Origin of the sequence: Nonomuraea antri (assembly GCF_013283785.1) — a bacterium.
GTDB classification, from domain to species: domain Bacteria; phylum Actinomycetota; class Actinomycetes; order Streptosporangiales; family Streptosporangiaceae; genus Nonomuraea; species Nonomuraea antri.
Map to the genome: position 1 here is coordinate 1 of NZ_JABCPZ010000330.1, position 9,238 is coordinate 9,238.

Annotated in this window: 9 protein-coding genes; 2 read left to right on the plus strand and 7 right to left on the minus strand. The window is 70.8% G+C overall.

What is annotated here, in order from left to right; all coding sequences use genetic code 11:
• Both HII36_RS50855 and HII36_RS50860 read right to left on the minus strand, forming a co-directional pair.
• Positions 1 to 321: phytanoyl-CoA dioxygenase family protein (locus HII36_RS50855; RefSeq protein ID WP_173530609.1), on the minus strand; the 321-nt coding region annotated here is incomplete at its 3' end.
• A gap of 122 nt (positions 322 to 443) precedes the next feature.
• Positions 444 to 1,046 (minus strand): TetR/AcrR family transcriptional regulator, encoded by a 603-nt coding sequence (locus HII36_RS50860; RefSeq protein WP_173530610.1) that lies wholly within the window; start codon positions 1,044 to 1,046, stop codon positions 444 to 446.
• Positions 1,047 to 1,467: 421 nt separating this feature from the next.
• Here HII36_RS50860 and HII36_RS50865 point away from each other — a divergent pair, with 421 nt between their 5' ends.
• Positions 1,468 to 2,487, plus strand: coding sequence for a hypothetical protein (locus HII36_RS50865; RefSeq protein WP_217370987.1), 1,020 nt, complete (start codon positions 1,468 to 1,470; stop codon positions 2,485 to 2,487).
• A gap of 56 nt (positions 2,488 to 2,543) precedes the next feature.
• Here HII36_RS50865 and HII36_RS50870 read toward each other — a convergent pair whose 3' ends face one another.
• The 4 genes from HII36_RS50870 to HII36_RS50885 form a co-directional block, all read right to left on the minus strand.
• The gene (locus tag HII36_RS50870; RefSeq protein ID WP_173530611.1) at positions 2,544 to 3,149 is read right to left on the minus strand and encodes a YdeI/OmpD-associated family protein; all 606 of its coding nucleotides are present in this window, start codon (positions 3,147 to 3,149) and stop codon (positions 2,544 to 2,546) included.
• Positions 3,150 to 3,333: 184 nt separating this feature from the next.
• Entirely contained in the window at positions 3,334 to 5,250 is a 1,917-nt protein-coding gene (locus tag HII36_RS50875; protein WP_173530612.1) for an NAD(P)-binding domain-containing protein, read from the minus strand.
• A 53-nt stretch (positions 5,251 to 5,303) separates the two neighbouring features.
• Positions 5,304 to 5,777: a type II toxin-antitoxin system RatA family toxin gene (locus tag HII36_RS50880; protein ID WP_173530613.1), complete on the minus strand. Its 474-nt coding sequence runs from the start codon at positions 5,775 to 5,777 to the stop codon at positions 5,304 to 5,306.
• A gap of 15 nt (positions 5,778 to 5,792) precedes the next feature.
• A complete protein-coding gene (locus tag HII36_RS50885) occupies positions 5,793 to 7,364 on the minus strand; it encodes an aldehyde dehydrogenase family protein (RefSeq protein ID WP_328808271.1) in 1,572 nt (523 codons plus the stop codon).
• Positions 7,365 to 7,626: 262 nt separating this feature from the next.
• On the opposite strand from HII36_RS50885, the gene HII36_RS50890 reads away from it, so the two are divergent.
• On the plus strand, positions 7,627 to 8,166 hold the full coding sequence (locus tag HII36_RS50890) for a pyridoxamine 5'-phosphate oxidase family protein (RefSeq protein WP_173530614.1): 540 nt from the start codon (positions 7,627 to 7,629) through the stop codon (positions 8,164 to 8,166).
• Positions 8,167 to 8,279: 113 nt separating this feature from the next.
• Here the strand turns inward: HII36_RS50890 and HII36_RS50895 are convergent, their stop codons facing one another.
• Positions 8,280 to 9,161 carry a TIGR01777 family oxidoreductase gene (locus HII36_RS50895; RefSeq protein ID WP_173530615.1) on the minus strand — a complete coding sequence of 294 codons (882 nt, stop codon included), beginning with the start codon at positions 9,159 to 9,161 and terminating at the stop codon, positions 8,280 to 8,282.
• Between the last annotated feature and the right edge of the window lie 77 nt (positions 9,162 to 9,238).

Consider the following 9,238-nt stretch of genomic DNA (forward strand, 5'->3'; position numbering starts at 1 on the left):
GTTGTGTATAAGAGACAGCTCATGGCCGGGGGACCGGGCGGTGGCGCTGGGGGCCACCTCCACCACCTCGAGCTGCGACAACAGGAAGTTGGGCAGCAGCAGCCTGCCGACGAGGGCGAGCACCCGGGGATGGTCGATGAGCGCGTCCGCGGTGCGGGTGTTGTGCAGCACCCCGTACGCGCGCCGGACGTGACGCCACCGGAAGGGATCACGGTCGGCGGGCCCGAGCAGCGGCGTGAGCTCGGCCCGGATGCGGCGGCAGGCGGTCGGATCGAGCAGGTCGCGCAGCACGACGAACCCGTCCCGATGCAGCGCGGACATGACCCCGCCGCCGCTCCCACCGCCGCCCCCACTCCCGCTCCCACCGGCGACCCGACCGGCGGTCCCGCCGCCGGTTACGCGGCCGACCCCACCGGCGACTCCGCCCCCGATCCCGCCGCCGGTCATGGCGCACCCACGCGGGCGGCGCCGAGCGCGGCTGTGGTGAACTCCCAGATCTCCTGGAGCACGGCCGCCCGCTCGGGACGAGGATCCTGGTCGAGGACGATCGCCAGGACCGCGCGCATCCCGCCGACCACCGCGGCCGACATCAGCTCCGGATCGCGTCCGCCGGTCACGGCGCCCTCGGCCTGACCTGCGGCGACGTGCTGGGCGCCGAGTGCGATGACCTGCTTGGCGCAGTGCGCCTCCATGGCCGCCACCTGGGCGTCGCCGACCATCCGGCCGAGCACGACGGGCGCGAGCGGTTCGTCGTAGACCCAGTCGACCCATCGGGTGAGCTGGGCGCGCCAGCGGTCGAGCCAGGTGTGGCCGGCGAAGTGGCCGAGCACGGTCTCGGTCACGAGCCGCTCGTAGAAGTCGGCGAGCAGCGCGCTCATCAGGCCGCTGCGGGTGCCGAAGTAGCGGTAGGGCAGGCCGACGCTGAGCCTGGCCCGCCGGGCGACGGCCGCGACCTCGACGTCACCGGTCTCGATGAGCTCGGCCGCGGCGGCTTCGAGTATGCGCCGACGCGTGGTGGCGGCGCGATCGGACAGAGGTTCCTGCACATCACCGATGTTAGTTGAGTTCAACTCAACACCCAAGTCCCTGAGGAATGACATTCGGAGCCGTTCCGAGTGGGCTGGTGGGCCCTGTGTCACGGGCGAGATCGGACCCGGTAGCCGGGGCCCCGACCGACGCACGCGATGGTTCCGGGTGGTCGGTGGCCGCGACCGACGCGCTCGCTCGTTCCGGGTAGTCGGCGGGCCCCGTATCACGGGGGAGATCGTTCCGAGTGGCTGATGGCCGCGACCGACGGGCGCGATGGCCCCGGGTGGTCGGTGGGTCCTGCTCCACGTGCCATCGTTCCCGGTAGACGGTCGGTCCCGCTCCGCGCGTGTGATCGTTCCAAGTGGTCGTGCGTCCCCGCTCCAAGTGAACTCAAAGTGCGCGGCGGCATCCTGGGATCCCGAGCGAAAGGAACGCACCATGCCTCAGATGTCCCCCGCCGCGGACGGCAGCGTCGAGCACGGGCGCTGGCCCCGCGAGTTGCTGCCCGTCTTCGAGAAGTGGGTCACCTGCGAGTACGCCGGCCTGACCCGCTCGGGCGCGCCCATCACCTGGCCGGTGGGCCCGTTCGTCGGAGCCGACGGCCGCACGCTGGACCTGACGACCGGCCTGAGCTACCCGTCGAAGGCCGAGCGGGCCAGGCGCGATCCGCGGGTCGCGCTGCTGTTCTCCGACCCCACCGGCACCGGGCTGGCCGATCCGCCGACCGTGCTGGTGCAGGGGCTGGCCACGGTACGCGACGCCGACCTGCAGGCCAACACCGACCGTTACGTCAGCGCGGTCGAGGCCAAGTATCCCGGCGCGCTGGGCCGCCAGCCGCGCTTCCTGCTGCGCCGCCAGGCCTGGTACTGGACGCGGATCTGGATCGAGGTGACGCCGCTGCGCATCCTGTGGTGGCCGGGCGGCCGGCTCGACGCGCCACCGAGCCGCTGGGAGGCCGCCGGGGACGTGGTCGCGCCGCCGTCCGACCCGGGGCCGCCGGGCAGTGACGCGCCCGGCTGGTTACCGCCGCCCGCCGACTGGCGGCCGCGTGCCGACCAGGCCGTCAGGCACGGCGCGCCGGTGCTGACCGTGACCGACGTCGACGGCTGGCCGCTGCCGCTGCGCACCCTCGGCGCCGAACGGGTGGCCGACGGCTTCGTGGTGCGTACCGGGCCGATCGGCGTGATCGCCCGCGGCCGGGCCTGCCTGACCTTCCACTCCTTCGACGAGGACATGAACAGCCAGGACAACGTGGTCCTGGTCGGCGAGGCCACGCCGGTCGCCGGTGGCGTGCACGTGCGGGTGGAACGGGCGCTCGGCGACTTCAGCCTGAGCGGGAGCGCGCTGCGGCAAATGCTCAAGCTCATGAGCAGCGCCCGGGTGTTGCGGCCCCGCCTGACGAGGGAGGCCGCCCGCCGCGGTCAGCGGATCCCCGAACTGCGCCTGCCCGGCGAGTGAAGCCGGCCCAGGCTCGGGACTTCAAACGCCGAAGCCGGCCCGCCGCGCGCCCGGCCTCAGGACTTCTTGCGGGGGCCGATGACCGACTCGCCGTTCTCCAGCCGCTCGATGTAGTCGACGATGCGCCGCGTGACCGTCTCGGGCTTCTTCAGCTTCTGCAGCGTGAGCAGCATCTGGTACCGGTTGCTCTTGCTGAGCGCGGCGAACGCGGCCGCCGCGGCGGGGGAGGCGTCGAGCGCCGCCTGCAGCTCGGGCGTGACCTCCGCGGTGCTCTGCGGCGCGTAGGCGGCCGCCCACCGGCCGTCGGCCTTGGCCTGCTCGATCTGCTCCATCCCGGCCGGGCGCATGCGCCCCTCGGCGATCAGCGCCTCCACCTTGGCGCAGTTGATCTTCGACCAGGGGCTGCGCGGCCGGCGCGGCGAGAACCGCTGCGCCCACCACCCGTCGGGGACGTTGCCCGAATAGGCCTTGCCGTCGATCCAGCCGTAGCACAGCGCCACGTCGAGCGCCTCGGACCTGCTGATCGAAGGCACCGGCGTGCCCTTCTTGGGGAGCGCGATCCAGATCTCGTCGGCCGTGTGGTGATTGTCCTCCATCCAGGCGGTGAACTCCTCGATGGTGGTGCAGTGCAGGATGTTGTCGTCGGTCTTTTCGTCGATCATCGTCGTCTCACCAGATCTCCCGCCCCGGCCGGGGCGGGTCGCCGTTGCAGGTCGTCGCTCGTGCACAGCACGTCGCGAGAATATCGTCCGCCTCCGACATTTCCGGGGTGGCCGTAACGGCCGGTCGCCGGTGGGGCGTGGCCCCACCGGCGAGTGCCCGGAGGTCGGTCGGGGATGCGCGTGGTCAGCCCGCCTGCGAGGCCGCGGCCGCGACCGCGTTCTCGGCCCGCTGCGCCTGGCTGAGCCGCTCGGCGGTCTCCTTCAACCGCTCGAGCGTCTTGAACATGCCGTCACGCAGTTCCTCCGTGTGGCCCTCGTACCCGCCGAGCGCCATGTTCGCGAACGAGGCGGTGCGCTTGCGCTGGCCCTCGCTCTGCCCCGAGACGTCCCAGGTCTCGGTGATGATCGTGCCGTCGCCGTCGGCCTCCAGGCGGTAGCTCCAGCGCACCCCGTTGGTACGGGTGAGCCAGCCGAACGACTTGCCGCGCTCGGACGTCTCGACCTCGTTCATTGTCACCCACACGACCCAGCCGCGCCGGTTGACGCCGATGAAGCGGGCGCCGACGCCGCGCTTGCCGCCGAGCGGGATGCAGCGGCGGCACTCGGGGCTCCACTGGCCCATCAGGCGCACGTCGCTGATGAGGTCCCACACCAGGCCGGGGTCGGCGTCGATGCGGATCGAGGCCTCTTCGGGCCGGTAGCTCTCTGACGTCTGACTCATGACGGTCTCGATTCTGGACGTGGACGCGGGCCTCGCGCCCGCGCCGGCGGATGCGGACCGCTTCGCGTACCTGACCCCGTCACGCCGCGCACGGCGCAACTCGGCCAGGTACGGGTAGTGGTCCACCTGGATGGTGTGGCGCTTGGAGGCCACGTAGCGCTTGGCGAGCCTCTTCTTGTACCGGGCGATCTCCCGGTACATCTCTTCCGGCGACGGCAGCGCGGCCGTGCCGTCCAGCAGGTCGGCCACCCACGCCGACTGGGCCTCGGCCAGCACCGTGGTCGCGCCCAGCGGCTGGAACAGCCCGACGAAGAACAGCCCGGGGTGACGCGGGTCGACCACCCGGTGGAACAGGGAGACGTCGTTGTCGGTCGGCGCGATGACGCCCTCGTCGAGGAACGGGAAACTGATCTTGTATCCGGTGCACCAGACGACCGCGTCGATGGCCTCGCTGCTGCCGTCGACGAAGTGCACCGTGCCGCGGTCGAAGCGGCTGATGTTCGGCTTGACCGTGATGTCACCGTGCCCGAGCCGCGGGAGCAGCGACTCCGAGACGGTCGGGTGGGCGTTGAACAGCTTGTGATCCGGCTTGGGCAGCCCGAAGTCGGTCACCTTGCCGGTCGTCACCTTCAGCAGGCCCGCCATGATCCACCGCTGCATCTCGCGCGGCAGCACCATGGTCAGGAACGGGCTGATGAGGTCGTCGCTGGCGTGGCCGAACATGAACTTGGGGAAGACGTAACCGCCGCGGCGCGTCGACAGGAACGTGCGCTCGGAGATCGCGCTGGTCTCCACCGCGATGTCGGAGGCGGAGTTGCCGAAGCCGACCACCAGCACCCGCTTGCCCGCGTACTCGTCGGGCACCCGGTAGTGGTGCGAGTGGAGCTGGGTGCCGGTGAAGGTCTCCGCGCCGGGGAACACGGGCTCGGGGTAGCGGGGGTCCCAGTGGTGGCCGTTGGCCACGATCACCGTCTCGTAGTGCCGGACGGTCTCCTCGCCGGTGCCGCGGTCGAGCGAGGTCACGTTCCAGCCGCCGCCGGCGGCCGGCTCCACCCGGGTGACCTCGGTGCGGAACAGGATCGAGTCACGGAAGCCGAAATGGGCGACGTAGTCGTCGAAATAGCGGGCCATCTGCACGTGGCTCGGATAGGCCGGATATTCCGCCGGCATCGGGTAGGCGCGGTATTCGGTGAGTTTTCGGGAGGTGTTGATGTGTAAGGACCGATACGCCGAGGACATTCCGTTGTCGTTGAGGTAACGCCAGTTACCGCCGACCTCCGAGCCGGCCTCGTAACAATCGAAGGCGATACCGCGTTCGTGCAGGACCTGGCAGACGGGAAGCCCGGACGAACCGGCTCCGATGACGCAGACTTGCTTCATTGATCGCTTCTTTCTCGTGTTCCGGGTTTCCCGTCGGAATCGAGGCGTGCGGCTCATCGAGCGCTCGGCACGCCTTCCGGCAGGTCGCGCAAATGGTGACCGCCGGCCGTGACCCGGGCCGGGCCGCCGACGGCCGAGATGATCTGGTGTGCGGTGCGGACCAGGACCCGGCCGACGGCCGAGTCGATCGCGCCCGCGAGATGCGGCACGCTCGTGCGGTAGCCCACCTCGTAGGCGACCTCGCAGCCGCCGTCGAGCTCCGTCACCGTCCACGCGCCTCCGAAGCCCTGGAAGTCCCCGTCGACCTGCACGAACTCGATCCGGTTCGGCTTGGCGGCCCGGCTGCGCTGGGTCCAGGTGGCGGTGCCGCCGCGGAAGGCGAGCACCCACCGGCTCAGCCCGTCGCCGGCGTCGGACACCGACACGAGGTCGGCGGCGTAGGAGGGGAAGGCCCGGTCGTCGCCGAGCCGCGTGATCACCTCGGCGGCCGGCGCCGGCACCCAGGCTTTCAACGTGCGTGATGTCATGATGGGTGCTCCTCCTCAGTGCGCCGGCCGGGCGATGCTGACGCCCTGCAGGCGCGTGGTACGCAGCATGGGGTGGCTGGCCTCCCCGAAGGCGCCGCCGGTGAGACCGTTCCCGCCCTGGTTGGGGAGAAAGGGGACGAAACCGCTGTGCGAGTCGTTGATCTTGAGGTTGCCGCCGTTGACGGCGCCGTCCAGGAAACGCTCGATGGTGGCCGGGTCGGTGGACCAGAACGAGTTGCGCAGCCCGTACACGTTGCTGTTGACGAACGACAGCACCTCGTCGAACAGGGCGTCGTCGGAGGCGCCCGCGCCGGGCACGATGATCGGCAGCAGCGGGAAGAACGTCTCGTCGCGCACCACCGACAGCGACCTGGCGTCGCGCAGCCCGTCGACGCGCACGATGCTGGGCTCCAGGAAGAAGCCGGTGTCGGACGGCGAGCCGTCCACCTCCAGCCGGCGTCCGCCGTGCACCAGCTTGGCGCCCTTGGCCAGCGCCTCGCCCAGGCAGCCGTAGAACCAGTCCACGCCGAGCACCGGCGTGAGCACCACGCCCGCCTCGTCCGGGTAGCCTGGCTGGATCTTCTTGGTCGCCTCGACCAGCCGCTCGATGAGCTCGTCGGCGATGGCCGGGTGGGCCACCACCTGGTTGGGCACGTTGCAGATCTGGCCGGAGTTCATGAAGAACTGGGTGACGGTCTCCACGGCCGCGTCCAGGTCGGCGTCGCGCCACACCACGCAGCAGTCGTTGCCGGCCAGCTCCAGGATCGGCTTCTTGCCCGCCGCGATGCACTCGCGCTCGAACTCCAGGCCCTTCTTGCTGCCGCCGAAGTAGATGATGTCGTCGACGTGCTCGCTGGCCAGCCAGGCGTCCAGGGCCGGCGGGCCGCACAGCGCGTTGAGCGTGCCGGCCGGCGCCCCGGCCTCCTCCAGCACCGGCGCCACCACCTCACGCATGGCGTACATGCAGCTCAGCGCCACCCCGCGGGGGGCGCGCACGACCACCGTGTTGCCGGCGAGCAGCGCGGTCAGGCCGTTGAGCGCGTTCACGGTCGCGGCGTTCTGCGGCGGGTTGATGCACACCACGCCGTCGGGCACGCGCCGCAGGACCAGCTCGCGCGCGCCGTCGCGGTGCTCGAACCGCGTCTGCCCGGCACACCATTCGAGGGTCTCGCGGCTCCAGCTCGTGTACGGCAGCCCGCTGATCATGCCCTCGGCCATGGACCGCGGTGTGCCCTCGGCGACCAGGATGTCCACGAGCGGCGCCACGTGCCGCATGAGCCGGTCCACGATGCGGTAGCCGATCTCCAGCCGCTCGGCCACCGGGAAGCGGCGCCAGGCGGGGGCGGCGCGGGCTGCCGATTCGAGCGCCATCGCCGTCATGGCATCGTCGGCGACGACGCACGCGCCGGCGACCCGGTCCCCGGCCTCCTGCGGGCTGGTCACTCCCAGGTCGAGGTCGCGCTTGAGCCGCAGGCTCGGAAAGGTGTCCTCGATGAGGGCCCGAGCGGTGATGGTGTGCACGAACCGTGGGTCTTCGCCGGTGATGTCTCGGCCGCTGATGTAGGCGGGATATATCCCGTACTTCACGCTGGCCCCCTTCGCTCAATCCGACTGGTGCTGAAATGGTCGCGTTTCACGCTAAGCGCGGGACACCTGCCGGACAACGGGGGTGCAATAAGGCTTCCTTATGGGATCCTCCGGCGGTGAATTCCCCTGTCGAATACGAGAAGCAGACCTGATCGGAAGGCCGTTGAAGGGCCGCCGAGCCGGCCGTAGCGTCATGTCCGGAGAAAAGGGCACCACCGTTCATATTTCATTCGAGATCGTCGCTCGGCAGAAAGGAAACGTGATGCCAACCACCCATCCCACCGCCCAGCTGGACCCGCGCGTCAGTGAGCCGGGGGCCGAGCCCACGCCGTGGGAGCAGACCCTGCGGCTGCTGGAGGAGTCCGAGCTGTTCTGGCTGACGACCGTCCGCGCCGACGGCCGCCCCCACGTGACGCCGGTGGTCGCGGTGTGGCACGACGACGTCATGTACTTCACCACCGCGTCGTTCGAGCAGAAGATGCGCAACCTCGAGCACAGCGGCAAGGTCGCGATCACGACCGGGAACAACGAGTGGACCAAGGGCCTCGACGTGGTCGTCGAGGGTCACGCCACCGTGATCACCGACGTCGAGTCGCTGCGGGTCGTCGTGGACGCGTTCGACCGCAAGTACGGCGCGCACAACAGCTGGAGCCTTGAGCTCGGCGACGGCGTCGCCGAAGTGGCCGGACACCCCGCGGTCGTGCTGCGCATCGACCCGGTCAAGATGTTCGCCTTCGGCAAGGAGCCGCACGCCCAGACGCGCTACCTGCCCGCCTCCCGGCTGGCCGCCGCCGCGCGATGACCCATGCGCCGCGCGGGCGGGAAAGGGGGGCCGGGCCGCCGGGCGACCGGCGGGCCCGGCCCCGAAGGACTACCGGACGCCGATCGGCCGCCCGGCCTCGAACCTCGGCCGGATCACAGGGCCTCGGCGAGCGCGGCGGCGAAGTCGGTGTGACGGAAGGCGTACCCCGACTCGCCGAGCACCCGCGGCGTGATCCGCAGGCTGATGAGCGCCAGCTCGTCGGCCGACTCCCCGAGCACCAGGCGGACCACCGGCTCGGGCACGGTCAGGACCACCCGGCGATCCATCGCCCGGCCGAGCGCCTCGGTGAGCTCCGCGTTGGTCACCGGGCCCGGCGCGACCAGGTTGACCGGCCCGCCGACCTCGCCGTGGTCGAGGAGGAACCTGATCGCGGCCACCTGGTCGGTCAGGCTGATCCAGGCCACGTACTGCCCGCCGTCGCCGAGCCGCCCGCCGAGCCCGAACCTGACCATCGGCCTGAGCGTGCTGAGCAGCCCGCAGTCGGGCGCCAGCACGAGACCGGTGCGCAGCAGCGCGACCCGGCTGCCCGCGTCGCTCGCCGCGCTGGTCGCCGCCTCCCAGTCGACCACCATCTGGGCGAGGAACCCCTCGCCGCGGCCAGAATCCTCGTCGGCCGGCGCGTCGCCGGTGTCGCCGTAGAAGCTCACGCTGGAGGCGTTGAGCAGCGTCGGGACACCGTACTTCGCGACGGCCCCGGCCAGCAGCCTGGCCGGCTCGATGCGGCTGTCACGGATCTGCCGCTTGCGTGCCGCGTTCCAGCGGCCCTGCACCGACGAACCGCACAGGTTGACCACGGCCTCGACGCCGTCGAACACGTCTTCCGCCATGATGCCGGACGGGGGATCCCAGAAGTACTCGTCCTCCGCCGCCGGTTCGCGCCGGACGAGTCTGCGTACCTTGTGACCCGCCGCGCGAAGCTCGGAAACCAATGCCCTGCCGATCAGGCCTGTCGATCCTGCTACGACAATCAGCATGTGATCCACATTACGCGCACGAAAGGATCCTGACTCGGATATTTGCCCGCAGTTCGTATCCGTTGCCAACCCGCGCC